General features: G+C 43.2%; 19 protein-coding genes. 18 read left to right on the top strand and 1 reads right to left on the bottom strand.

The features are described from left to right. Nucleotides 1–6: 6 nt before the first annotated feature. The 10 genes from sigF to NST40_RS22020 all read left to right on the top strand — a co-directional run bounded on the left by sigF (nucleotide 7) and on the right by NST40_RS22020 (nucleotide 13,363). Nucleotides 7–762, top strand: coding sequence for an RNA polymerase sporulation sigma factor SigF (gene sigF, locus NST40_RS22065; RefSeq protein WP_036676059.1), 756 nt, complete (start codon nucleotides 7–9; stop codon nucleotides 760–762). Between the two features lie 96 nt (nucleotides 763–858). After that, the gene (locus NST40_RS22060; RefSeq protein ID WP_342410000.1) at nucleotides 859–3,789 is read left to right on the top strand and encodes a PAS domain S-box protein; all 2,931 of its coding nucleotides are present in this window, start codon (nucleotides 859–861) and stop codon (nucleotides 3,787–3,789) included. Nucleotides 3,790–3,826: 37 nt separating this feature from the next. After that, entirely contained in the window at nucleotides 3,827–4,489 is a 663-nt protein-coding gene (locus NST40_RS22055; RefSeq protein ID WP_076219667.1) for a response regulator transcription factor, read from the top strand. A gap of 208 nt (nucleotides 4,490–4,697) precedes the next feature. Next, entirely contained in the window at nucleotides 4,698–6,296 is a 1,599-nt protein-coding gene (locus NST40_RS22050) for a methyl-accepting chemotaxis protein (protein WP_342409999.1), read from the top strand. A 41-nt stretch (nucleotides 6,297–6,337) separates the two neighbouring features. After that, nucleotides 6,338–7,441 carry a chemotaxis-specific protein-glutamate methyltransferase CheB gene (cheB, locus tag NST40_RS22045; RefSeq protein WP_076220075.1) on the top strand — a complete coding sequence of 368 codons (1,104 nt, stop codon included), beginning with the start codon at nucleotides 6,338–6,340 and terminating at the stop codon, nucleotides 7,439–7,441. 166 nt (nucleotides 7,442–7,607) lie between these two features. Further along, nucleotides 7,608–8,612 (top strand): helix-turn-helix domain-containing protein, encoded by a 1,005-nt coding sequence (locus NST40_RS22040; protein WP_076276687.1) that lies wholly within the window; start codon nucleotides 7,608–7,610, stop codon nucleotides 8,610–8,612. A 199-nt stretch (nucleotides 8,613–8,811) separates the two neighbouring features. Further along, nucleotides 8,812–10,227, top strand: coding sequence for an MFS transporter (locus tag NST40_RS22035; protein ID WP_076276688.1), 1,416 nt, complete (start codon nucleotides 8,812–8,814; stop codon nucleotides 10,225–10,227). Nucleotides 10,228–10,361: 134 nt separating this feature from the next. Continuing rightward, a complete protein-coding gene (locus tag NST40_RS22030; protein ID WP_076276689.1) occupies nucleotides 10,362–11,129 on the top strand; it encodes an ABC transporter ATP-binding protein in 768 nt (255 codons plus the stop codon). Then, complete coding sequence (locus NST40_RS22025; RefSeq protein WP_076276690.1) at nucleotides 11,119–13,095, top strand: ABC transporter permease; 1,977 nt, start codon at nucleotides 11,119–11,121, stop codon at nucleotides 13,093–13,095. Before NST40_RS22030 ends, NST40_RS22025 begins: the two co-directional genes overlap by 11 nt. A gap of 46 nt (nucleotides 13,096–13,141) precedes the next feature. Next, nucleotides 13,142–13,363 carry a hypothetical protein gene (locus tag NST40_RS22020; protein ID WP_076276691.1) on the top strand — a complete coding sequence of 74 codons (222 nt, stop codon included), beginning with the start codon at nucleotides 13,142–13,144 and terminating at the stop codon, nucleotides 13,361–13,363. Between the two features lie 88 nt (nucleotides 13,364–13,451). Here the strand turns inward: NST40_RS22020 and NST40_RS22015 are convergent, their stop codons facing one another. Then, nucleotides 13,452–14,459: an ABC transporter substrate-binding protein gene (locus NST40_RS22015; protein ID WP_076276692.1), complete on the bottom strand. Its 1,008-nt coding sequence runs from the start codon at nucleotides 14,457–14,459 to the stop codon at nucleotides 13,452–13,454. A gap of 213 nt (nucleotides 14,460–14,672) precedes the next feature. Here NST40_RS22015 and NST40_RS22010 point away from each other — a divergent pair, with 213 nt between their 5' ends. From NST40_RS22010 to NST40_RS21975, 8 genes are all read left to right on the top strand, one after another. After that, the gene (locus NST40_RS22010) at nucleotides 14,673–15,731 is read left to right on the top strand and encodes an iron ABC transporter permease (RefSeq protein WP_076276693.1); all 1,059 of its coding nucleotides are present in this window, start codon (nucleotides 14,673–14,675) and stop codon (nucleotides 15,729–15,731) included. Beyond that, nucleotides 15,731–16,768, top strand: coding sequence for an iron ABC transporter permease (locus NST40_RS22005; protein ID WP_342409998.1), 1,038 nt, complete (start codon nucleotides 15,731–15,733; stop codon nucleotides 16,766–16,768). Before NST40_RS22010 ends, NST40_RS22005 begins: the two co-directional genes overlap by 1 nt. A 42-nt stretch (nucleotides 16,769–16,810) precedes the next feature. Next, nucleotides 16,811–18,526 carry an ABC transporter ATP-binding protein gene (locus NST40_RS22000; protein WP_076276694.1) on the top strand — a complete coding sequence of 572 codons (1,716 nt, stop codon included), beginning with the start codon at nucleotides 16,811–16,813 and terminating at the stop codon, nucleotides 18,524–18,526. 42 nt (nucleotides 18,527–18,568) lie between these two features. Then, on the top strand, nucleotides 18,569–19,609 hold the full coding sequence (locus tag NST40_RS21995; protein ID WP_076129508.1) for an NAD(P)/FAD-dependent oxidoreductase: 1,041 nt from the start codon (nucleotides 18,569–18,571) through the stop codon (nucleotides 19,607–19,609). Between the two features lie 144 nt (nucleotides 19,610–19,753). After that, nucleotides 19,754–21,379, top strand: a complete 1,626-nt coding sequence (locus NST40_RS21990; RefSeq protein ID WP_076276695.1) for an AraC family transcriptional regulator — start codon at nucleotides 19,754–19,756, stop codon at nucleotides 21,377–21,379. A gap of 132 nt (nucleotides 21,380–21,511) precedes the next feature. After that, on the top strand, nucleotides 21,512–22,537 hold the full coding sequence (locus tag NST40_RS21985; RefSeq protein WP_254847660.1) for an iron-hydroxamate ABC transporter substrate-binding protein: 1,026 nt from the start codon (nucleotides 21,512–21,514) through the stop codon (nucleotides 22,535–22,537). Nucleotides 22,538–22,696: 159 nt separating this feature from the next. Beyond that, nucleotides 22,697–24,208, top strand: coding sequence for a spore germination protein (locus NST40_RS21980; RefSeq protein ID WP_076276696.1), 1,512 nt, complete (start codon nucleotides 22,697–22,699; stop codon nucleotides 24,206–24,208). After that, a complete protein-coding gene (locus tag NST40_RS21975) occupies nucleotides 24,205–25,410 on the top strand; it encodes a Ger(x)C family spore germination protein (RefSeq protein WP_342409997.1) in 1,206 nt (401 codons plus the stop codon). The genes NST40_RS21980 and NST40_RS21975 overlap by 4 nt, the downstream gene beginning before the upstream one ends. Nucleotides 25,411–25,420 lie beyond the last annotated feature (10 nt).

Here is a 25,420-nt window from a genome sequence, read left to right as displayed (position 1 = left end):
GGAGCCATGGATGCAGAGTCAAAAAAAGCTCCGCCGACCTATTTGGACGATGCGGAGGTCAAACGTCTTATCGCGCTCAGTCAGGCCGGAGATAATCTTGCCCGAGACACACTAGTTAGCTGCAATATCCGGTTGGTCTGGTCGGTAGTGCAGCGGTTTATGAACCGCGGGTATGAACCTGACGATTTGTTCCAGATCGGTTGCATCGGGCTCTTGAAGTCCGTTGATAAGTTCGATCTCAGCTATGAGGTCAAATTCTCCACTTATGCCGTGCCGATGATCATCGGCGAGATTCAGCGTTTCCTTCGCGACGATGGAACCTTGAAAGTTAGCCGTTCTCTTAAGGAGATGGCTAATAAGGTCCGCAAGATGAAGGATGAAATGTCTAAGACGCTGGACCGTCTGCCTACCATCGGTGAAGTTGCTGAGGCACTGGGAGTTACCCCTGAAGAAGTGGTATTTGCTCAGGAAGCTAACAAGCCACCGACCTCGATTCATGAGACTGTGTTCGAGAATGATGGCGACCCGATCACACTGATTGATCAAATCGCTGACGAATCACAGGAACGCTGGTTTGATAAGCTGGCACTGAATGAGGCTATCGGAGGTCTCAGCGAGCGTGAACGGCTGATTGTTTATCTTCGGTATTACCGTGACCAAACGCAGTCAGAGGTTGCCAGTCGCCTTGGGATTTCTCAAGTGCAGGTATCCCGGCTGGAGAAGAAAATATTGCAGAATATCCGCGAGCAGATTGCTCAGTAGATAATGGCTAAAATGTAAAGACGCTTGCGAAATAGCGAATAGGAAGAAAAAGCCGCCCCGAAAAGGGGGGGCTTTTTATGTGGAGGGAATCTCAATATGCATTCACTTGGCGACAAGGATATGACCTCATGGTCTATTGACATGGAAGCGAATTTGCTGACAATGTCGAATGTTTTGGAGAAATGGGTGGACTGTTCAGATCATGCTTTAACGCATAACCCCAATTTTTTACGTGAATATGTGTACGGTGAGGATCTTGAACGGTTTGATGCGTATATAGATAAATTATACTCTGGTCACCTATGTAATCTTGAGTATCGTATGCAGTTACCTGCAAAAGCGCTGAAGTGGGTTCAAAGTATAGGCACGCCCGTTTTTAATCAAGAGCATAAGGTTTGTCGAATAGATGGCGTCATCATAGATATCACGGAACAAAAAAATGCTCAAGCCCAGTTAGAGAGTAGCTTTTCTCTGTATCAGCAGATGTTTGCTGCGATCGATGTGGCGATTTGGTCATACGACTACGTATCACGGAAAATGTTATTCATATCGGATGCCATTCTCAATATCACGGGATATTCAGCAGAACAGGCGAAGGAAGATGACTTTTGGCTAAGAATTGCTCCTAAAGAAGAGCGGCCTTTAATTCAAGAGATTATAACTACAGTGGGGCAAGGAATAAGCAATCTCAGTGAATATCAGATCATCCATGCCAGCGGTGAACTCCGATGGGTCCAAGTCAGGATCATTCCCAGTATGGATGAGACAGGGGCAGTGGTACGGCTCAATGGGATCTTAATCGACCATACGGAAAAAAAGCAGATGCAAGAGGTTCTATTAAAAAGTGAGCAGCGCTACAAATCCCTGTTTGACCATAATCCAGATATCGTGTGTGAATTGGATCTGCAGGGCAGCATTGTGGCTATCAATCCAGCGGCAGAGCAAATTACTGGCGAAGCTTTTAATAGATTCGGAGAGAACTTATCCATTGTGAATTTATTTGGCGCAGAGAATTCGCATATGATGTCTGATTATTTTGAGAAAACGGTTGGCGGAGTTCTGCAGCATTATACGGTTACTTCTGTCCGTGAGAATGGATTAGTTAACCATTGGTCGATGAAAAACATCCCTGTACATGAAAACAATCAAATTGTGGGTACCTTTGTTATCGCAAGAGATACCACTGCATCTGTGGAGGTAGAAAAGCGGCTGGCTCAGCGGGAGGCGGAGTACAGGCTTATTACAGAGAATATGGAGGATATGATTGGGGTTCTGGATCAGCAAGGGAACTTCATTATTGCTTCGTCCTCTTGTGAGAAAATTATTGGTCTTCCTGTAGGTTCAATAAAGAACACAACTATTTTGGAGTATATTCATCCTGATGAACAAGAAGTGTTGCGGGAACAGATCTTGGATATTTTTCGGACAAAAGTATGTAAGATGTTTTACAATCGGTTTATTCACATCAAAGGTCACATTATAGACCTGGAATGCTTGGGTACACCTGTTCTTGGTGAGGATGGAGAAGTAGTTAGTATTGTGATCGTAGCGAGAGACATTACAAAAAGGGTCCAGATGGAGAGTGAACTTAGAGAAAGCGAGGAACTCAATCGGCTGCTTATTGATATGTCACCTGAAGCGGTAGTACTCCATAGTGAATATAAATTCCTTTATGTGAATTTTTCCTGTTTAGGATTGTTTGGAGTTTGCAGTGAGGATCAATTGATTGGCACCTCTATTTTTAATTGGGCCCACCCGGACTATATAACGCTGGCTAGAGATCGGATGCGTGAAATCTATTATGGACCCAATCGGATATTAGCTCCTGTTGAACAAAAGGTCGTGCGGTCAGATGGATCTATTATCGATGTAGAAGTAACAGCTAGCTCAATTCTATACAAGGGTAAGGTTGCATGTATCTCTATCTTTAGGGATATCAGTGATCGGAAAAAAATTGAGGTGGAAAGGCAGCTTACAGAGCAGATCATTCGGAACAGCGAGGAAAGGTATTTCAACTTACAGATGAGTCTTGATCAATTCTCGCAAGATTTGTTTGGTGCGATGAAGATCAGTCACATGGAACAACGATTACTGAAAGAAGTTAGAGAGGTCTTGCGGGTTACCAATATTTGTATGATTGAAGTTGAAGATAACCATGATAAAATATGCGAGATTATTGAGACCGAGCGGGGCTATTCACTGAAGATCGGAGAGTTCCGAAGAAAAAGCTATATTCTATCCATTAATGAGAAGTCTATTTTATTAGAAATAAGTTCTGTTCGAGTGTGGCTGAAGACGATTACCCGTTATGTTAGTGTGCTATTTGATAATTTTTTGCTCATAGAAGATCTAACTAAGGACCTTGAGTTAGCGGCTTCCGAGCAAGCTCCGACATGGTTGCTGCGCTTTATGTTTAATTTATCCGAGAATGAACGCAAACGGCTGGCTCAAGATTTACATGATTCAGCACTTCAAGAACAGATCATCTGGTATCGTAAGCTTGATAATTTTTTAAGTGATAAATCCGTTACGGGGGAACTAAAGGAACAGCTAGAACAGATCACAGAAGGTTTACTCGATGTTATCTACGAACTGCGGATGATCTGCAATGAGCTTAGGCCACCAGCATTAATCAATGAGGGGCTTGCTTCCTCACTTGAGACGTTGTTTGAATTTGCTCAGCTGCGGAACGACTATCAGATTTATTTTGAGTCAAACGCTTTCAGGCATAAGTTAAAAGACGAGATTTTAATAGGTCTGTACCGTATTGTGCAGGAACTTTTGGCTAATGCAGCTAAACATTCCTGTGCCACAGAAGTACGTATCTCCTTAGCTAGTGAAGGGCAACAGGTGCTTTTGGATTATGAAGATAACGGAATTGGAATGAGCCTTTTAGGAGAGGATTCTCTTAAGAGCATGGGGATTTATGGGATGAAAGAAAGGGTTCGCAGTATGGATGGGACCATACGATTTCTTTCGTCAGAGAATAAGGGATTAGCTGTCTTTATATCCATACCTGCAGATTAATCATGGGGCATAATAAGGGGATAGGGGTGTATTAGGCATGATTCGAATTTTGTTAGTGGACGACCATCCCTCTGTCATGGAAGGGACTAAGATGATACTGGAACAAGAGGGAGATATGGAGGTTACCCTAGCCAATTCAGCCCATGAGGCGCTTAACATGGTGGGTAGCCATACGTTTGACGTGATGTTGTTTGATCTTCATATCGCTGATGGGAATGGGATTGATTTGGCGAAGGAAGTCTTAAAAATAAACGCAGACGCGATTATCTTAATCTACACCGGATACGAAATTACAAATAAATTCAACTTGATGATCGAATCGGGTTTGTTTGGATTTATTTCAAAAACGACCAATAGAGAGCAGTTGGTTGCAGCAGTGCGTTGTGCTTTAAGGGGAGATGTCATTTTGCCTCATACCCTAGTTAAACAGTTAAGAAAAGTATCACCTAAAGGAATGGAGATTAATATTGACCAAGCAAACCCGAAGATAAGCAAAAAAGAGCATGAAATGCTGACAGAGATTGCAAAAGGAAAAAGCAACAAGGAAATAGCAGAGATTGTACTTATGAGTCAACGATCGCTGGAATACAGTTTAACGAGTCTGTTCCAAAAACTAAATGTGAAATCAAGAATTGAAGCGGCAATAAAAGCTAAACGACTGGGCATATTGAAGGAGTCCGATTTCAACAATTCACTATGAAAATTCGTAACAAACAAATAGATCAAAATCCCGTTCACGGTGCTGTGAGGCGGGATTTTTTGGTCTGCGCTTTTTTTGCGGGACGACGCAATATTTTTGCGTGGTCGCGCTATTTTTTTTCGGTTACCTTAATCTGCTTACCGTATATGATGAAATAGTTCCTAAGAATTACTAAAAAATGACTAACGCCAATGAGGGGCTGAGGAAAATGAAGTGGTTTTATAATTTAAGGACAGCAGTGAAGTTAATCTCCGCATTTCTGTTAGTATCCGCAATATTGTGCTTTGTAGGATTCTATGGAATTACGAATTTGAGTAAGATGGACCGCTCTATCGTGGACATGTACGAAAATCGCTTAACACCTATAGCTTATCTGGGAGAAGCGAATGAACTATTTTTAACAAATAGAATCAATATCCGTGATATAAACACGATGGCTAAAACAGCGGCAGAAAAGAAAGAATACGAAGATAAAATACATAAAAACGTTCAAAATATTGAAGAGATCATGGGTAAATATAGCAAGACTGCGTTGAGGGAAGAAGAATTGGCGATAATGAAAGATTATCCTGAGATCTGGCAACGTTATATCACAAGTCTTGATGATACTATTGAAATTGATAAAACAAATATTAGTAATGAGAAATATACAAATTTTTTGCTTGTAAGTGATTTGCAAACAGCTACAACAGAGCTGACTGACTTTCTGCAAAATTTAATAGACATCAATATGAAGCAGGCTCAAGGTTCGATTGTTAATGCCAATGACCTTTATCAGTCCTCTCGTTTGATTACTTTTAGCGTTACTATTGTTGCGCTGCTCATCAGTATTGGTCTGGGTCTTTTAATATCGCAGATCATAGCACGGCCTCTAAATCAAGTAATGCGCCTGCTAGGTAAAGTGGCCAATGGTGATTTAAGCGAAACGTCGAACCTGGAATCTAAGGACGAGATTGGAATGCTAGCTTATTCTGTTAATGAAATGGTTCTGAACCTAAGACGCACTGTGAGCGGCATTTCCTCTTCTGCGGAAAGTGTCTCAGCTGCTGCACAGCAAATCTCAGCAAGTACAGAGGAAGTAGCTAGTGGAAGTATGAGTCAAGCTAGTGCAGCACAAACGATGAATGAGTTGTTCCGAGAATTATCTGCGGCGATTAATTCAGTAGCCCAGAGTGCTGAACAGGCCTCTGAGCTTTCAGATCAAACGATGCGTATCGCTCAAGATGGAGGGATCGTGGTTAAGAACTCCGTAGAAGGAATGGCAGTACTGGATACACAAATGTCTAGACTTGCGGAAGACTCCGATAAGATTGGTGAGATTATCGCGGTGATTGAAGATATTGCCCAACAGACAAATCTGCTTGCCCTAAACGCAGCGATTGAAGCGGCCCGCGCAGGTGAACAAGGTCGAGGTTTTGCCGTTGTTGCGAATGAAGTAAGAAAGTTAGCTGAGCGGAGCAGTGGGGCTACGAAACAGATCACGGGCATTATCAAAGAAATGCAGAAGAATACGCAGCACAGTGTAAATGCCGTAGTAGAAGGAGTAGCTTTTTCACAAAAAAATGGAGAAGCCTTTGAACATATCCTTACGATGGTGAACGATACCGCTCATAAAGTAACAGAAATTGCAGCTGCCAGTGAAGAACAGGCCGCACAATCGTCTGAGGTGATGTTCTCAATTGAGAGCATATCCGCCGCAACTGAAGAAATGGCGGCAAGCAGCAGTGAAACGGCAACGACCGCCAATGCTTTGGCTCAGCTAGCAGAAGAGTTAAATAGTCTGGTATCTATTTTTAAAGTTAAATAAACAGTGTCAGGGGTATTATCATTGATAGGAGAGGAGAAGTAGTGCAAAAAATAAAGGTGCTCGTTGTAGCTGCTTCAGTAACCATGCGTAAACAGATCTCGAACCTAATTTCGGAGGATTCAAGCCTCGAGGTCATTGGAGTAGCTCGAAATGCATCCGAAGCGATCAGCATGGTTCAAAAACTCAGGCCCGATGTCGTGGCTATAGATATAGAAATGCCGGAATTGAACGGTTTGGTAGCACTCACAAGCATAATGTCTCAGCGGCCAACACCTATACTTATCTTGAGCTCCGCTACAAAGGATGGAATAACAGCAACCATTACTGCTCTACAAAATGGTGCAGTGGATTTCATATCCAAGCCGGCTCAATCTTATGGACCTGGTCTATACAGCATAAAAGATGAGTTATTATTCAAAATTAAGAAAGCCGCTGAAATTCCTTTAAGAACTCTTATTCTTAACAATATAAACATCTCCAAAGTGAAAGCTCGACAAGAGAAACAAAACAACGTTAAGAGTGGATGTACAGAAGTTATTGAGCAGATCGTGGGAATTGGATGCGGAGTAGGGGGGCCGAAGGCATTAGAAATCTTAATTTCCTCGCTCCCGGCGAGCTTCCCGTATCCCCTTCTGGTTGTTCAACATATGCCACCTAAGTACACAAAAGCATTGGCGGAACGACTGAATCGGTTCTCAAGTGTACGGGTGGTGGAAGCCAAGGACAAGCAATCTGTGCTGGGGGGAACCGTCTATATCGCTCCAGGTAATTCTCATATGACCATTATTCAGGAGGGGCAGGATCTCAGAATAAAACTTATGAAAAAGCCTGCAGTGAATGGGCACTGTCCTTCGGTCGATATCTTGTTTGAGTCTATATCTGCACTAACTGGTCTACAGCAGCATTTAATCCTAATGACCGGAATGGGAAATGATGGCGCTAAAGGGATGCTGGCTGCCAAACACGCTGGCGCCCAATCAACGCTAGTAGAATCGCAAGAAACTTCTATTGAAAGTGAAATGCCTGAAGCAGCCGCGAAGCTGGGTTGTGTGGATTACGAGCTGCCCTCGCATTTGTTAGCCTCGAAAATTATGGAGGTTACGGGGGAGCTGAGATACCGGAGGGATGCATTTCCATCGGTTTGAACGGTCTTATTTTACTACTAAAAAAGCGTTGGCAGGATAAAATCCGCCAATGCTTTTTTTGTGTTTCATGTTGACACTTTCAAGTGATAACAATTATCATTTACGGAGCAAGAGTAGAGATTATGTAACTCATCGTATACAAGGAGCGAAGAAGGAGAGGTTTGCGATGACTTTAAATATATTGAATATGGAAATTCATGATCTTTTTGATCAATTTACAGAACGGATAGAGGGGCATGTTGAACATAACCAATGGGAACAGCGGCTTACTATTCCTTCACATATTGGTAAGGGAAGCGTCACCCGTACACGGATTCGTCCAGGTATGGAGATTATGTATACGGACATAACTTACGAACAGGATATGAAGCTCCACATTCAAGAAGCTTGTCCGTTGTTTGAACTAAGCTATAATCTAAGCGGAGAAATCTATTGCGAATGGAACGGCAAGGAAAGTTACACGGATAAACAAATGGGCAATGTCCTTTTTCTAGAGGATGTTCAGGTGTATGAAGAGAAAAAAGCAGGTGTCCCCAATCAATTGCTGGAAATACGGTTTGCTCCTAGTGAACTGCTGAATTACGCCGGAGATTTATCGGAGACACAGCAAATGGAAACCTGGCTTAGACATCATCGTGGAAATATTGATCGTTATCCAGATACTGCGGCAATCCGAAAATGTGTCTCCGAAATGATCCACTGTACCTATCATGGAACATTGAGACGTTTATATATGGAGAGCAAAGCCCTTGAATTTATTGCTTTGTTTGGTGAGTCTGATGGTTACGGTTCTGTTAGCGATAGTATGACGCTGCGGCATGATGATATTACTAATCTGAAGCGGGTACATGAATTGGTGCAAATCCATTTCGAACAACCGTTATCTATACGTGAGTTGGCTAAGCGGGTAGGGATCAACGAATTCAAGCTGAAAAAAGGCTTCCGCGAATTATTTGGCATGACGATCTTCGAGCTTGTACGTATAAAAAGGATGGAGAAAGCGCTCTGGTATATGGAGGTTGAAGGTTTGAATATAGGGAAAACAGCTGTTTCGGTCGGATATAGCAATGTCAGCAATTTCACGACGACCTTCCGTAAGCATTATGGCTGCAATCCAAGCGAATACTTAAAACGTATCGAACAACAGAGTTTGGAACGAAATAGGCTGTAGGAAGATTTGTAAATGCAGAAAGCTTAAAGCTTCAAGTGTTAGAACATAGGGTTCGGAATCGAACGTTATCTTCTGCATGCTTGAGGTTTTTTTGTGTTTGCTCCCTTATCAAGGAGTGAACCTCCCTTAACAGGTAGAGAAAAAGACCACTCTGAATGATAATAATTTCATAGATTGCAGATAAAAAGGTGGTCATACAATGGAACAACAACAAGTAGATTCGCGACGGTGGTATGCGCTGGGGGTTATTTTACTGCCAACATTACTTATTTCATTAAATACTTATATGATTCAAGTTGCGCTTCCATCTATGCAATATAGCTTGAACGCAAGCTTTTCGGAAGCACAGCTTATCGTTACCGGATTTTCGCTAGGATTAGCTGTGGCGTTGATTATTAGTGGAAAGCTTGGGGATATATACGGCAGAAAACGGATGTTGATGATCGGGGTGAGCGGGTTTACGGTCATGGCAGTGTTAGGCGGATTGACCTCAGATCCGGCACTTCTGATTGTTATTCGGATTGTGCAGGGATTGGCTGCGGCGCTTATTCAACCTCAGGTTCTATCTACGCTGCAGGTCAGCTTTCTGCCAAAGGAAAAAGGGTTTGTTTTCGGCATTTACGGCGCAATGATTGGCATTGGATTTGCATTCGGATTCATCCTCGGAGGTACTATTGTGAATTGGAATCCGTTCGATCTCGGTTGGCGGACAGTATTTTTTTTCAATGTGCCATTTGGACTTCTCGTCCTGCTGTTAATGCCGATTGTACCTGAAACACGGGCTGAGCAGGCGGGCAGTATTGATTGGACTGGAAGCTTCCTACTGCTGATCGGTTTGTTCCTGCTGATCTATCCGTTGTCAGAGGGACAAAAACAAGGGTGGCCGTTGTGGATTTTTGGCTGTCTAATGTTAGCTCTTTTCGTGTTGTTTACTTTTATCTGGGTTGAAAATCGAAAGGGAAAGCAGGGGACGTTACCGTTAGTCGATCTGTCTATTTTCAGAGATCGAACATTTAGCGCTGGTCTGGCAACCGTTCTTGTCCTTTATCTAAGTATGTTCTCTTTCTTTTTTATTTTGAGCTATTATATGCAATTTGGTTTGCACTATAGTGTTCAAGATACGAGTATGGTTTTCTTGCCTATAGGGATAGGCTTTTTTCTGACTTCCCTAATCTCTTCTCGAATGGTCAAAAGATGGGGGATGAGTGTACTTAAGATAGGAGCGCTGATGATGGGGAGCTGTAGCCTGCTGCTTATGTTAGAGCTAAATGTGGACGTTACGCAGCTGCTAGACCCTCGTAATATCCTACTATTATTGATATATGGTTTCGGTCTCGGAATGGCTACTACACCTCTAGTCAGCGTTACGCTTAGTTCAGTACCCACAAAGATCACGGGCACGGGTTCAGGCTTGATCACTACCTTTATGTATTTTGCAAATTCGTTAGGAGTGGCGTTAATCGGTATTTTATTCTCCGCTTCGCTAAAGCATTCTCTTTTGGAAGCAGATCTAGCGGATTATGTAAGGGCGTTTTCCTTCTCATTAGCAGCAATCGGTGGACTTGCTTTTACTGGTTTTGTTTGCCTTTGTTTTTTGCGGGAGCGGAAATTATAGAGGAGGTATCCTGCTTTTTTTGCGCTGTGAGCAATCTAACAAACGAACGCCCTTCTTAGCTTTATAGTAATACCGAGTGATTGAATTCCATTTAATGTAACTCACTCCAAACTTATCAATGAGAAGGTGCCAGGATGTCCATACTGCAAGTAGAGAATCTCTCGAAAGAATATAAAGGCAAAGGCAAAACGAATCGGTTTCGAGCGCTGAACGGGATTAGTCTTAGTGTGGATAGCGGCGAGTTTGTGGCGATTATGGGACCCTCGGGGAGCGGGAAAACAACACTTTTAAATATACTAAGCGGAATAGACACGGAGTATAGTGGGGTTGTAAGAATTGCAGATACTAGTATAAGTGAGATGTCCAAGAACGAGCTTGCGCTTTTTCGCCGGCAGCGTATGGGATTTGTTTTTCAGGATTACAATCTGCTGGATAGTCTGACCCTACGGGAAAATATCATGGTGCCCATGGTGCTGGATGAACAAGAGGTAGTAGATATCAATGCCAAGACAGATGAGACGTTATCGCTATTCGATCTGGATGAGGTGAAGGACAAATATCCTTATATGGTTTCAGGGGGGCAACAGCAGCGGGCGGCGATCAGCAGGGCGATTATTAATCATCCAGATGTGATTTTTGCGGACGAGCCGACGGGGAATTTGGATTCCAAATCCTCGAGTACGGTGATGAAAACCTTCGCCAAGCTCAACACTCTAACAGGAGCAACGATTGTGATGGTCACGCATGATCCTTTTGCGGCCAGCTATTGTAATCGGGTGCTTTTTATCAAAGATGGGAAGGCTCTACTAGAGATTGCTAGAGAGAATAAAGAGCGCAGAGCATTTTTTGATCTGATTCTGGAGAACCTGGCCTTTATTGGAGGGGGAGAAGATGACCTTTAGGAGAATGGCATTTCAGATATTTAAGGCGAATCTTAGAAGATATTTGTTATTTTTCCTATGCAGCAGCTTTACGGTCATGATCTTTTTTACATTTTATTCGCTGTACAGTAATCCTGATTTTAATGACCCTTATCAAGTGAATGGGATGGTGTCAGGTAATTTATATGCTCCTTTTTTGGTGATAAGGGTGTTTGCTGTTCTGTTTATTGTATATACTCAAATGGCCTTTTTAAAATTCAGAAAAAGCGACTTTGGGCTATTAATGGTACTTGGAATGACAAGCCACAATATCCGCAAAATCATTTTGTTCGAGAATAGCATGATTGCTTTAGCTTCGATTCTTACCGGTCTAGGCGCAGGGACAGTTTTCTCCGGTATTTTTTTCTTTATTGTTTCGCTGTTTGTAAATATTGGGGACAGTGCTTTTATACTGACGCCGGATAGTTATCTGTATACCATTAAATTCTTCGCGGTGATTTACATAGTGGTGATTGCAGTCAATTTGCTACTAACTTTGCGATACAGTATTTTACGTCTTTTAAAAGAGTCCAGAACCGCAGAACGCAACCTGATTCATGGGAAAATCACCGGGGTCATCGGAGTTTTACTCTTGGGAATCTCCGTTTATAATATGCTCACTCATTACAACCCTTCCGATGCTCGCATGATGTTAATAAATCTGGGAATTAGTATGTTAGGCGTTTATTTGCTGCTGTCAGGACTTGGGGACTGGTTGAAACTTTTTATATCGCGATCAAGCAGAGCATATCACAAGCACCTGCTGTTTAGTTCCAATTTGATCTATACCCTTGGTCGCTCCAAAATAGTGCTTTCTCTTATCACCTTCCTCGTCTTCATCACGATTTCTCTAAGCGGAATTATTTTTTATTTGACCTGGAATGCTGAGGATATTCCGGTTGCAAACAATCCATATGATATTGCCTATTCAGAAGTATTCGGAAAAAATAGCATCTCACCAAAAATACTAAGCGAGATCACGGATCATGGCGCCACGCCGCTGCTTTCACACCAAAAGCTGGAGTATATCGACTTGTTTAATTTCAAAATATTTCTGGACCAGAATATAAACGCATTAATCGGTACTGATTATCATGTGGAGAAAGATCACTTTCTAAATCTGGCCATAGTTGCACAAGGAGAAGAGTGGAAGAATCAAAGACCGGAAATGCCCACCTTTGATCTGATGCTTGCTTCCGGGAAGCATACGCTGTATTCACAAGGTATCCTATTTGACATGGTATTTAACCCTGTGCCGAATCTAATGAATGGTCTTCATATCATTGTAAACGAAGAGGATTATATGGCGCTGAAAGCGGAAAATAAAAAAGCGATCGGTAATCTTCAGCTCCTGAATTTTAAGGATTGGAAAAAAACTGCGGATATAGATGCTAAATTAAATGCCGCTTTAGCCAAATATAACAAAGACAATACAGAGTCCTGGTATGGCAATGAACGGCAAGAGGCCCTCGTATTCTCTACGAAGTCTAGAATAAGTGACTATCTACAGTTACAGGAGTCTGGCCGATTTGGAATCTTCGTAATTTCATTTGTTGGTTTAATATTTTTCGGCGCCTCCGGGATAGTGCTGCATTTCAGTATTCAGACCGATTTAGAGCGTGAGCGGATCAAATTCAGGAAGCTGAACAAGATTGGAATTACTTCTAAGGACGTGGCCCGCATTATAGGCGGCCCTTTAAAAGTGCTGTTTTTTCTCCCGTATGCATTAGGTATTGCATTGTCTTCTTTTTATGTTGTTAGTTCTTCCAGGGTTGAAATGTCTACAGCTCTGGAGCCGATGTGGTTTTGTTTGTTGGTAGGCGGAGCATATCTTTTATTTCAAGTCCTTTTTTATCGTATATACACCAAAATATACACTCGCAATATGCTGGCACATATTCAGCTACTCGATATTCCTTTAATAGAACAAAAGGGGATTTCAATTTAATCCCAAATATGATAATATTGGTGCACAAAACGTAGGGGGATTCCATTTGAAAAAGATTTTTTCCAGAATTGCAGTCGCATTAATGATCTTGACCCTTGTTGCGATAGTCACTTGCTTTTATATTGGTGAATTCACCTATGCGTATGGATTAATTTTAGTGCTGTTTTTCGTATTTGCGGGGATGGGGCAGCTCTATAAGCTTAAAAATGATGAGTATATGTACAAAAAACTAAATAACACCAATGAGTATAATGAATATACTAGATGATATAAATTCAACAGAAACTTCTTATGTATAGCCAAACACCCCACTTTAGACAGTGCCTAAAGTGGGGTGTTTTTGTATGTGCCTATGTTTATTTCTTACCGTTGCGTTCAAGAATCATATCTACGAACAGATCAATCTGTGCGGTAATCGCAATCGGATCATAGCGGTAGTAGGTATCAAAATCATTGTAAAATAGATGATCGTTCTTCGCAGCATCAAGTCCGTTCCAAACTGGAGATTCCTTCAGTTCTTTCAGCTTATCCCCTTTTTTGTCAGGATCATAAGTGGTGAGGAACATGTAGTCAGCTGCATATTCTGGCAATAGCTCCATGGACAGCTGCAACGTTTGGTTGTCGTTGCTGTTCTTAGTAGGCATTTTTAGCTTAAGTGCGTTATAAAGGGCTTGTCCGCCACGGCCAGCATTATTTCCGAAGGTCCATAGCTCCCCTTTATCAGTCAGCTCATAGATTCCAAAAGTATCATTTTCATTTACGACACCTTTAAGCTTCTCGCGGCCTTCAGCAGCCTTTTTCTCAAAGTCAGCAATAAATTGTTCAGCTTTGTCAGGCACACCTACAATGTCACCGAACAGTTTAACAGTTTCATAGATATTTGTAGCGGTTCCGTATGGAATATGAATGGTTGGAGCAATTTTGGATAAAGCATCGTAGTTATCATCGTACATAACGACGATCAGGTCAGGTGTAAGTTCCAGAGCTTTCTCGGCGTTAACTGGAGCGCCGACATCTTGTGTATTTGCGAGCAGGTCTTTCAAGAAGGGATTATCAAAGGTACTAGGTTCGACACCTACTACATTTGCTCCTACGGAGAGCAACTCCCCACCATAATAATCTGTAATAATCCGTTGTGGTTTTACAGGTATCTGTACAGTACCTTTAGTGGTTTCATAGCTACGCATTTCAGCAGCTGAAGCCTCAGGAGCAGCCGTTGGCTCAGTGCTTGGTGCTGTAGTTGCTTCTGTTGTTGCTGTTGGTTTATTAGATGAAGCATTGTTCGTTCCCCCGCAAGCTGTCACAAATACAGACAATAACATTATGAGTGCCAGGATGGGGAAGAGGGTCTTTCTTTTTAGCATGATAAACCTCCCTATATATATGTACCAACAAATAATAATGAGAATCATTATCATTATTATTTTCAATTTGAACTTTATCAAATCCTAGATTTCCTGTCAATGCAATAAAATAAATGCCTCCTATTAAATCTATCTATTGCCAAACCTAGGAAGGCTCATTTACAATAGCATAGTGATAATGAGAATCAATTTCATAGAAATAAGGTGGCATTCATGAATCAACAGATATCTTCCAAGATTAGCCCTAATAAAGGGTCAGCCATACAAGAGTTCCGTTCACGTCCTTGGGCTGCCACGTTAATCTTGGTTGGCGGTCTGGTACTATTAGCACTAGGTATCGCTGTTTCAGTCTCCTTCGGAGCGGCTGATATTAAACTTTCTGTGGTGTGGGCAGCCGTGTTTCACTTTAATCCGGAGATCATGGATCATCAGATTATTAGGGAATTACGATTACCCCGTGTACTTGGCGGGGCCATGATAGGGGCCAGCTTTGCAGTTGCGGGTGCCATTATGCAGGGGATGACCCGAAATCCACTCGCAGATTCAGGTTTGATGGGCATTAACTCAGGCGCAGGATTTGCGCTGGCGCTTTGTTTTGCATTTTTCCCGAACTTATCGTTTATGTATTTGATCCTATATTCCTTCGTTGGTGCCGGAGTAGGGGCTGGGGTTGTGTATGGGGTCGGTTCATTGGCCAAGGGAGGGCTGACTCCTGCACGTCTGGTGTTGGCGGGTGCTGCTTTTAGTGCACTGCTGTCAGCACTGAGTGAAGGGGTAGCTTTATATTTTCACATTGGGCAAGATTTGGCTTTCTGGTATGCGGGAGGCGTGGCTGGGACGAAATGGATTCAGCTTAAAGTCATGTTCCCTTGGATAGGAGCAGCGTTAATAGGAGCTATGGTATTATCCCGGTCGATTACAATGCTCAGCCTAGGTGACGATGTTGCTAAAGGGCTAGGCCAGCGCACAGGGCTTGTTAAGCTGGCAGGGACTTTAATTGTATTGATTCTGGCTGGATCATCAGTTGCCGTAGTAGGAGCCGTTGGGTTCATTGGACTAATCATTCCCCATTTGACCCGTTTTTTTGTAGGTGTGGATTACAGATGGATCATTCCATGTTCAGCTATTCTCGGCAGTCTGCTTGCAGTATTTGCAGATTTAACAGCACGGATGATTAATCCCCCTAATGAAACGCCGCTTGGAGCCATTATTGCACTGATCGGTGTACCTTTCTTCCTTTATCTTGCACGTAAAGAAAGGAGGGAACTGTAATGATAGAGAAAACTTCATTCGATTCCTTCCAAGCCGCCAAAAATAAACGTGGCTTAGTTATAATGATTATTTTAGCTGTACTGATTGTTATTGCTTTTATTATTAGTATGAATACAGGATACATACGTTTGACACCTATGGAGCTGCTTAATACGTTATTCGGTAAAGGGACGGATAAGCAAGAGTTAATCTTGTTTCAATTTCGGTTACCGCGTATTGTGATCTCCGTTCTGATAGGCGCAGGTTTGGCTGTATCCGGAGCTGTGATGCAGGGCGTCTTTCGTAATGCTTTGGCCGACCCCGGCATCTTAGGGATTAACGCTGGCGCAGGAATTATGGTTATGCTGTTAATTTCTTTTTATCCAACGGCAACCGCGGTTCCGGTGTATCTGCTGCCTATGGTAGCGTTTGTTGGTGCGGCAATTACTGCTGCCTTGATTTATGTCTTAGCTTATAAACGGCATGAAGGAATAAAACCCATGCGCCTGTTGCTGACCGGTGTAGCGGTTGCAGCTGGAATGAGTGCAGCGATGATCGTGCTGACTCTTCGGCTGGATCCGGAGAAGTATCAGTTTGTGGCTACTTGGCTTGCCGGGAGTATTTGGGGCACAAGCTGGAAGTTTGTACTTTCATTACTACCATGGATCGTAATTCTCGTGCCGTATGTCATCTATAAAGCAAGGGTAATGAACGTCCTTAATTTGGGTGAACAGACAGCCGTAGGACTTGGGGCTGCTGTAACCAAAGAACAATTCCGGCTTCTTGCGGCTGCGGTTGGTCTAGCTGCGGCAAGTGTTGCTGTGAGTGGCGGGATTGGCTTTGTCGGCCTTGTCGGTCCCCATTTGGCGCGACGGCTAGTTGGGCCCAAACATCAGCTCATGCTGCCAACCTCAGCGCTGCTCGGCTCACTGCTAGTCATTATAGCGGATACCATTGGACGCTGGATCTTACAGCCATCTGAGATCCCCACTGGAATCGTTGTTGCTGTAATTGGAGCGCCATACTTTTTGTATTTGCTAGCCCGTACTAAATCTTGATGAAAGAGGATGGTCACTCACCGGAAGGAGCGGATTTTTACAATGTTGCGTCGTTTTTTTGCTTACTATAGACCCTATAAGGGATTGTTTATTCTTGACTTCTCCTGTGCTATTGCTGCTGCACTGCTGGAACTAGTCTTCCCGCTGGCCGTTAACCGGGTAGTGGATGATATGCTGCCAAGTGGGAATTGGAAATGGATTCTCTATTCTTGCCTCGGTTTGCTGGGGATCTATATCGTCAGCGCCTTTATGCATTTTGTCGTCACTTATTGGGGGCATAAGCTGGGGATTAATATCGAGTCGGATATGAGAAAAAAGCTGTTTGATCGTGTACAGAAGCTCTCTTTCAACTTCTTCGATAATAATAAAACAGGCCATTTGGTCTCACGGATGACAAATGATCTGATGGACATCGGTGAGATTGCCCACCATGGTCCTGAAGATTTATTCATAGCAGTGATGACGCTGCTGGGTGTATTCGGTATCATGCTTAGCATTAATTGGCAATTAGCTATTCTGACCTTTGTAATTGTCCCGCTGATGATTTATTTATCCATGTACTTCAGTCGCAAAATGTCAAAAGCGTTCCACATCATGTTCGCGGACATTGCTGACTATAACGCACGCGTAGAGAACAATGTAAGCGGGATCCGTGTTGTGCAAGCTTTTGCTAATGAGAATCATGAAATTTCCCGCTTTGCAGTTAATAACGAACGCTTCCGTATTACGAAGCTAATGACCTACCGAATTATGGCTTGGAATTCATCCTTTAGCTTTGTGCTCATGAAGCTGGTCTCGTTATTCGTTCTTGTGTGCGGAACCTATTTTGTAATCCAGAAGCAGATGACCTACGGTGAATTTATTGCCTTTGTGATGTTGTCTAATGTCTTCTTAGGACCTTTGCAACAGATTAACTCGGTCATTGAGACCTATCCTAAAGGGATCGCTGGTTTCAAACGTTATCTTGAACTGCTTGAGACGGAGCCAGATGTTGATGACGCAAAAGACGCTAAGCCAGTGTCTCATCTGTCAGGGAATATAACCTTCCAGGATGTAGCTTTTGCTTATAGTGATAAAGAAAAGGTGCTAACCAATGTGAACTTATCGATTTCAGCAGGAGAGACCGTTGCGCTTGTGGGTCCATCCGGTGCTGGTAAGACAACACTTTGCAGCTTGCTGCCACGCTTTTACGATGTAAGCGAAGGCAACATCTCTATTGATGGAATAGATATTCGCTCCATGACGTTAGAATCACTTCGTTCCCATATCGGGATTGTACAACAAGATGTATTCCTGTTTGACGGAACTATCCGTGAGAACATTGCTTACGGCAGATTGGGAGCTTCCGATGAAGAAATCTGGGAGGCTGCAGGGCGCGCTCAGCTGGAAGAACTGATTAAATCTCAGCCCGCCGGGCTGGATACAATGATCGGAGAGAGAGGCGTCAAGCTTTCTGGCGGCCAGAAGCAGAGGTTGTCCATCGCCCGGATGTTCTTGAAGAATCCGACGATTCTCATTCTGGACGAAGCTACATCTGCACTGGATACTGAAACGGAGTTCGCTATACAAGAGGCGCTCGCAGAGTTGTCTGAGGGACGCACAACACTTGTTATTGCTCATCGCCTTGCAACGATCAGAAATGCGGACCGGATTGTTGTCGTTGCGGAAGGTGGCATCGCAGAACAAGGTAAGCATGAGGAACTGCTGCAGACTGCCGGAATTTACAGCCGATTGCATGAAGCGCAGTTTGGAGCTTAAGTAGCTGAAGGGATCACTAGAATATAATTTTGGAGGGACACAATGAATAAACAACTGGAATTATACGATGTAACCATTATTGGTGGCGGACCTGCTGGGATGTATACAGCTTTTTATAGCGGAATGAGAGACTTGAAGACAAAGCTAATTGAAGCGAAGGATGAGCTCGGAGGAAGAATGCTTATCTATCCCGAAAAAATGATCTGGGATGTAGGAGGCGTAACCCCAACTCTTTGTCATCAACTAATCGGTCAGCTCAAGGAGCAGGCTCAAACCTTCGATCCGACTATTGTGCTGGGTCAGCAAATTATGAATCAAGAGAGACAAGAGGATGGAACGTACATCCTGACCTCTTCTACTGGGGAACAACATTGGACCCGCACAGTCATTTTGGCCATTGGTTACGGAATTCTGCAGATGGCAAAGCTTGAAATTGAAGGTGCAGATCGTTATGAGGTGACAAATCTTCATTATACCGTTCAAGAGCTGGAGCCGTTCCGCGGTAAAAGAGTGCTAATCTCCGGTGGAGGCAACTCCGCAGTAGATTGGGCGAATGAATTGGAGCCTATCGCTGCAAGTGTGACGATTGCACATCGCCGTGAACAGTTTGGCGGGCATGAGAAAAACATTGTACGGATGAAGGAATCCTCAGTCAATGTCCGTGCGCCATATGCAGTAAGCCAATTACACAGCAGTAATGGTGAAACGATAGATCAGGTTACGATCAGTCATATAGAGACAGGTGAAACAGAGCAGTTTGAAGTGGATGCTGTCATTGTGAATCATGGTCTGAAAAGCGATTTTGGTCCGTTAAAAGAATGGGGCCTTGATATGGGCGAATGGTGTGCGAATGTAACTGATAAGCTAGAGACTAATCTTCCGGGTATATTCGCAGCAGGTGACTTTGTGGATTATGCAAGCAAGGTTCGTTTGATCGCAGGTACTTTCACAGATGCGGCTCTGGCGCTTAATAGCGCTAAGCTGTACATAGACCCAACCGCGGCCAAAGTCGCTTACGTATCTTCTCACAATGAACGGTTCAAAGAGAAGAATAAAGCGCTTGGAGTCGTTGACGACCACTAAGGATAGAGGCTTCTCAAACCATAAAATCTGAAGTTTTATATAAGGCGTATAGGGGATCTTATCCATTTCGAGCGGAGAGAAACCTTATACGCTTGCTTTATATTTTATGAGTTATTAAGTCTAGAAGTCTGGAAGGGAGCAGGAATGAAGCTATCTAATAATAACCCGGTTCATAGAATTTATCTGTTAAAAGAGGCAGGAAAACGCCAATGCGGCGGCGGTCACATTAGTAAACCCCAGATTGCCCAGTCCCCACTCTTCCTGACACCAATAGAAGCTATCGTTCAAATAACCATAGAAGGAGAGACAGTAGCTCTTAAAAATGGTGAAATTCTTTTTCTAAGCGCAGGTGCGACTTATCAAATTAATGCTCCATTAGAGACCGTTATCTCTGTTCTAGCAATCTCCTATGAGGTATATGGGCTAAGTAATAGCACTGAGCAAGAATTGGTCTATGGACTTTGCCGTGAAATTTTTCCGGTCAATGGGATTTTACCTATACGTACGACGAATAAAATAACCCGCTTATTCAGCGAATTGGAAGACGTTGCTGCCAATAATTTAGAAGCACAGGCAGATAGAATTCAATCCTTGCTGTATCAGCTACATCAACTGGTCGTAGAGGCTGACGCTGAAGCAGACATTACGGATAGTTCATATTTCAGAATGCTCTCTTTTATCCACCAGAATTTGCAAAGGGAGATTACGCGGGAGATGATGTCTCGAATGATGGGCTTCAATCCTCGTTATTTCTCAGTATGGTTCCGCAAGCAGACGGGTTGGAGCTTCACCGAATATGTAGCGCATTTAAGAGTAAATAAAGCGAAAAAACACTTGATGTCCAGCAAAGCAACCATACAGGAAATTTCGCAAAAAGTAGGCTATACAGATGGACTATATCTGAGCCGGAAATTCAAGCAAGTCACCGGGATGACCCCAACAGAGTTCCGTTTGCGTCCCAAACCAAAGCGGATAGTAGCGTTGCAATTTTTAGGGGATTTACTTGCGCTGGGTGTGAAGCCTGTCGCGGTTGAAGAAGATGTGATGAATTACTCCTTGCTTTTGCTGCCGGAACTGGCGGGTGTACGATCATTTGAGTTGCAGGGATGTCCGGAGGAAGCAGAATGGCCTGGGCTGGAAGCCGATTTAGTTATTGCACCAACCTATCTGAGCCCCCGTCAGCTTAAATGCATGGAGAAGTTGGGTCCACTAGTTACGGTAGAGTGTGATAAAATGGACCGCCTGGAACAGATTCGTTTATTCGGCAGACTGCTGGGAGAAGAGGAGCGGGCAGAGGCATGGATAAGGCACTATCATTTGAAAATAGATTTGGCCAAGCAGCGCTTGTCCTCACTAATTGAATCTGGTGAAACGGTAGCGGTGTATGAGATCAGGCAAGATAACAGTATTTATATCTGGAATCATACAGCCCGCGGGGTGTACAATCTGTATCCAATGCTGGGGTTAACTCCACCGGACAAGGTAAGGTCAGATGTTCTGGAGCGGAATGATCATTTATGCATCTCACTGTCGGAATTGCCAATATACGCGGCTGACCATATGTTTGTGGTTGTATCAGGACAAGAGGACTGGATGTCGAGGACACGTAAACGGATTAGTAAAAGTGCGGTTTGGCGCAATCTTCCAGCATTCAGGAATGAACGCATATATTACCTGAAGCTTGAGGAATTTTGGGGCAGCGAAGGGCTTGCGCTCGAACGCCAATTGGAGATACAGACAGATTTGTTAACCGGCCATAATTTAAGCTGACAATCGTCCATAGCAAAATTGATGTATTAGCGTGTATATATGTTTTCCCGCGGAGACGGTATATTAAACAAAGATCTAAATGATATTGATTATCAATATCATAATAATATAAAGTCTCAAGGGGGATTTACATTGTACAAAATAATATCGTTAGGAAAAACAAGCATGATAGCCGTTATGCTTACGCTGGTGCTGCTGTTGAGCGCATGCGGACAAGCAGCTAATCAGGGGAATGCTCCAGCTAGCACGTCGGCTGAAGTGGCTAAAAGCACTAATGATTCTGTAGTTGCCAGCTCGGAGCCGGCTGCTGATGCAGAGTACTGGACATACGAAAGCGATAAAGGCCCGGTGCAGATTCCACGCAATCCACAAAGAGTTGTGATCCCGGTACAAGACTTTATTGGTGATCTTCTGACGCTTGGCGTGACGCCCATTGCCGTTGCCGGGAATGACATCCTGAACCATCCATATTTCAAAGAGGCACTGACCGGTGTTGAAGTAGTAGGCGATGACATGACGGTGTCCCTGGAGAAAATAACGAGCCTCGAACCGGACTTGATTATCACTTATCAGGAAGATACCTATGAGCAAATCTCAAAGATTGCTCCAACGGTCTTTATTCCTTGGGGCAAATACGACTATAAGGAACGATTGATCGAGATCGGGAAAATCTTGAACAAGGAGCAGCAGGCTGTAAAGTGGGTGGCGGATTTCAATCAGAAGCTGGAAGCGAAGAAAGCGGAATTGTCTGATCTGATCGCAGCTGATAAAAAAGTGGCGATCTTTGAAATTGCCGGTAAAGAGCTGTATTTATATGGTTCGTCATATGGGCGTGGTGGAGAGATTATATATAACGGATTGGGGCTGCATGCACCTGATCTTGTCCAAGAGGCAGCCTTTAAAGAAGGCTGGGCTTCCCTCTCACTCGAAGCGTTGCCCGAGTACTTAGGAGAAGCTGATTATATCTTCCAAGGCTTCAGCCGTGGTGTGGAGCAGGATAAGCTGGACATTCTGGACAGTGTCTTCTGGCAAAGCCTACCTGCTGTTAAGGCGGGTCATGTATTCACCTACGATCTTAAAACTTATTATCTCTCCGATGCTTATGCGCTGGACAAGCAGCTGGATGAGATAGTTACGTTGCTGAAGTCTCTTCAATAAGTTAATTTCAAAAGAGTAAAAGGGGATGTTCGCGGAGCTATAGTAGCTCAGGGACATCCCTTTTGCGTATTCATTTTCCAAGCTAAGGCAGATTACAAATTCCATTAGTTGCATAAAAAAGCAATCAAGAACAAATAGTATGGGCAGGAGGTGTTGATTATGGAACCCTTGAACTCTACTATTTTGGACGATAATCTTAAAGAGCTTCAAGAAAGACTTGGCCATAGCCCTGATATTGTTATTCGTAGAATTAAATCCACCACCACACAGGTTGAGGTAGCTGCCGTATATATTGAGGGATTAATAGAAAAATTGATGGTCAATGAGTTCGTGGAGCATGCGATGTCGTTCGATAAGCTAAGTGAAGAAAACCCAGTGATCACATCGGCTGAGGACATCTTTTTGTATATGAAAGAAGTGGCGAGAGGAATCGGAGAAGAACAGACAGTTAGAGATTGGGATGTGCTTTTTGAGGCTTTATTCTCTGGAGATACCATTCTTTGGATAGACGGGATAAGGGAAGCAATCAGAGGGAATACAAGCGGCGGTGAGGTTAGAACGGTATCGGACGCTACAACTCAAGTAGCCATTCGTGGCTCCAAGGAAGGCTTCACGGAATCTATTGGGACGAATATCTCTCTGGTGCGCAGGAAAATAAAAAGCCCTAATCTCTGGGTGGAGTCGATGAAGATAGGTGACGTAACCCAAACGAATGTATCTATTATGTATATCCATGGGATCGTCAATGATAATACCTTACATGAGCTTAGAACTAAGCTGCAAAGCATTGATATAGACGGGATTCTGGAATCTGGATACATTGAGCAATTTTTAGAAGACACTCCCTTTTCCCCATTCCCAACACTATACAATACTGAACGTCCTGACAGTGTGGCTGGAAATCTTTTAGAAGGACGAGTTGCTATTTTTGTGGATGGAACCCCGTTTGTGCTGATTGCACCCACTACCTTTTTTATGTTTTTACATGCAGTTGAAGATTACTACCAGCGTTATGATATTACGACTTTGATTCGAGTATTGAGATTTATTTGCCTTATTATTTCGTTATTTGGCCCAGCACTCTTTATTGCGATTCTGAATTTTCATCAAGAAATGATCCCAACAGCCCTACTTATTAATTTCGCTTCGCAAAGGGAGGGGGTTCCATTTCCGGCCTTTATTGAGGCTATGCTGATGGAATTTACCTTTGAGATTATACGTGAAGCAGGAATTCGTATGCCATCCCCTATAGGTCAAACTGTATCGATTATCGGCGGCTTAGTGTTGGGTCAGGCAGCGGTGCAAGCGGGTATTGTCTCACCTGCAATGGTTATTGTAGTTTCACTTACAGGAATATCCAGCTTTGCTACTCCTGCTTTTAATATGGCTCTTTCCATACGCATCTTGCGTTTCATCATTATGTTTATTGCAGCCTTTATGGGGCTTTATGGAATAACGATCTTTACTTTTATTATGGTTGCTCATATGTGTAGCTTGAAATCGTTGGGATTTCCCTATATGTCTCCGTTTGGCCCTTTTATCGCTGAGAATCAGAAGGATTCCATCCTGCGCGTGCCTTTGAAATATATGAGAACTCGGCCGCGTCTTGTTAGCCAAAAGAATAATACTCGACTTAAGGTGAATGATGGAAAGCCGGGTAGTGGCAAATGAAGATCGGATGGATGATGCGTTCATTTATTTGTATATGCTGCTTAATGTTGCTGACAAGCTGCTGGAACAGTAGGGAATTAAACAATTTAGGCATTGTGACTGGTATAGGCGTGGATAAAGTACCGAATAAAGAGGAATATCATGTTACTTTTCAGATTGTGAATCCATCCTCAACAGCTACAAGTGCTGGAGCTAGCACCGGACAACCCACGGTCACTATTTATTCTTCTACGGACCGTACGATCTTTGGCGCTTTTCGCAAGACTTCAAAAAAGGCGGCAAGACAGATGTTTTTTGCACACACGCAGCTATTAGTTTTAGGCGAATCTACAGTGAAGAGCGGTATTGATGGGATTTTTGACATCTTTGAAAGGTCCCATGAGCTGCGGCTCAACACGAATGTTATTGTAGCCAGAGATACGGAAGCATCCTCTATTCTGAAACTATTACTTCCAGTAGAAAGCCTGCCTGCAATAGGGATTATTAAAAAGAGTAAAAATACCGCTAGAATATATGGAGAAAGCCGGGATATCAATGTTTTTGAGCTAATTAATGGTCTCAGTGGAGAAGGGTCAGTAGTGATATCCGGAGCCAGAATTCTTGGAGACGCTGAAGAAGGAGCTAAAAAATCCGGGATGGAGCAAACTAAAGTAAAAGCACTTGTCACAATGAGCGGGCTTAGCGTATTGAAAAAAGGGGTTCTTCAGGGATGGCTGGATGGACCTCTTGCCCGGGGGGCACTGTGGGTACAGAACGAGATTAATGAAACCAGTATTAATGTAGATTCAGATGAGGTTAAGGATTCGATAGCTGTGAATATTAATCATTCAAAAACAAAAATTAAGATTGAACTCCGCAATAAAGTACCCGTCATTCATGTAAATGTTGTGGAAGAGGGGACACTTAGTGAGGCTCAGAGTTATATTGAGCTAAGTAATAGAGAGGTAATCGTTCAATTGGAACAACAAGTGGCTCTTAAAACTAAACAGGAAATAACCCAAGCCTTACAGGCTGCTCAAACTATGAAATGCGATATTTTCAATTTTGGGAATGAACTGAAGCGCACAAATCCAAAAGCATGGGAGACTGTTAAGGACGATTGGGAGTCAGTGTTCGCGGAAGCGGAAGTCGACGTTTCTGTGGAGGCATATATTCGCAGTGTAGGAATGAGATTAGAGCCGCAATTGTTAAAGGAAAAATGACAGGGTTTAG

This window comes from Paenibacillus sp. FSL R10-2778, from assembly GCF_038593035.1.
Lineage (GTDB): Bacteria > Bacillota > Bacilli > Paenibacillales > Paenibacillaceae > Paenibacillus_AQ > Paenibacillus_AQ odorifer.
Note: the sequence above shows the minus strand (reverse complement) of the source record. Positions and strands in the feature narration are given on the sequence as shown.

Bases quoted from the DNA above. Each gene is read 5' to 3' on its own strand.
- sigF (WP_036676059.1), top strand. From the start codon at position 7: ATGGATGCAGAGTCAAAAAAAGCTCCGCCGACCTATTTGGACGATGCG.
- NST40_RS22060 (WP_342410000.1), top strand. From the start codon at position 859: ATGCATTCACTTGGCGACAAGGATATGACCTCATGGTCTATTGACATG.
- NST40_RS22055 (WP_076219667.1), top strand. From the start codon at position 3,827: ATGATTCGAATTTTGTTAGTGGACGACCATCCCTCTGTCATGGAAGGG.
- NST40_RS22050 (WP_342409999.1), top strand. From the start codon at position 4,698: ATGAAGTGGTTTTATAATTTAAGGACAGCAGTGAAGTTAATCTCCGCA.
- NST40_RS22040 (WP_076276687.1), top strand. From the start codon at position 7,608: ATGACTTTAAATATATTGAATATGGAAATTCATGATCTTTTTGATCAA.
- NST40_RS22035 (WP_076276688.1), top strand. From the start codon at position 8,812: ATGGAACAACAACAAGTAGATTCGCGACGGTGGTATGCGCTGGGGGTT.
- NST40_RS22030 (WP_076276689.1), top strand. From the start codon at position 10,362: ATGTCCATACTGCAAGTAGAGAATCTCTCGAAAGAATATAAAGGCAAA.
- NST40_RS22025 (WP_076276690.1), top strand. From the start codon at position 11,119: ATGACCTTTAGGAGAATGGCATTTCAGATATTTAAGGCGAATCTTAGA.
- NST40_RS22015 (WP_076276692.1), bottom strand. From the start codon at position 14,459: ATGCTAAAAAGAAAGACCCTCTTCCCCATCCTGGCACTCATAATGTTA.
- NST40_RS22010 (WP_076276693.1), top strand. From the start codon at position 14,673: ATGAATCAACAGATATCTTCCAAGATTAGCCCTAATAAAGGGTCAGCC.
- NST40_RS22005 (WP_342409998.1), top strand. From the start codon at position 15,731: ATGATAGAGAAAACTTCATTCGATTCCTTCCAAGCCGCCAAAAATAAA.
- NST40_RS22000 (WP_076276694.1), top strand. From the start codon at position 16,811: ATGTTGCGTCGTTTTTTTGCTTACTATAGACCCTATAAGGGATTGTTT.
- NST40_RS21995 (WP_076129508.1), top strand. From the start codon at position 18,569: ATGAATAAACAACTGGAATTATACGATGTAACCATTATTGGTGGCGGA.
- NST40_RS21990 (WP_076276695.1), top strand. From the start codon at position 19,754: ATGAAGCTATCTAATAATAACCCGGTTCATAGAATTTATCTGTTAAAA.
- NST40_RS21980 (WP_076276696.1), top strand. From the start codon at position 22,697: ATGGAACCCTTGAACTCTACTATTTTGGACGATAATCTTAAAGAGCTT.
- NST40_RS21975 (WP_342409997.1), top strand. From the start codon at position 24,205: ATGAAGATCGGATGGATGATGCGTTCATTTATTTGTATATGCTGCTTA.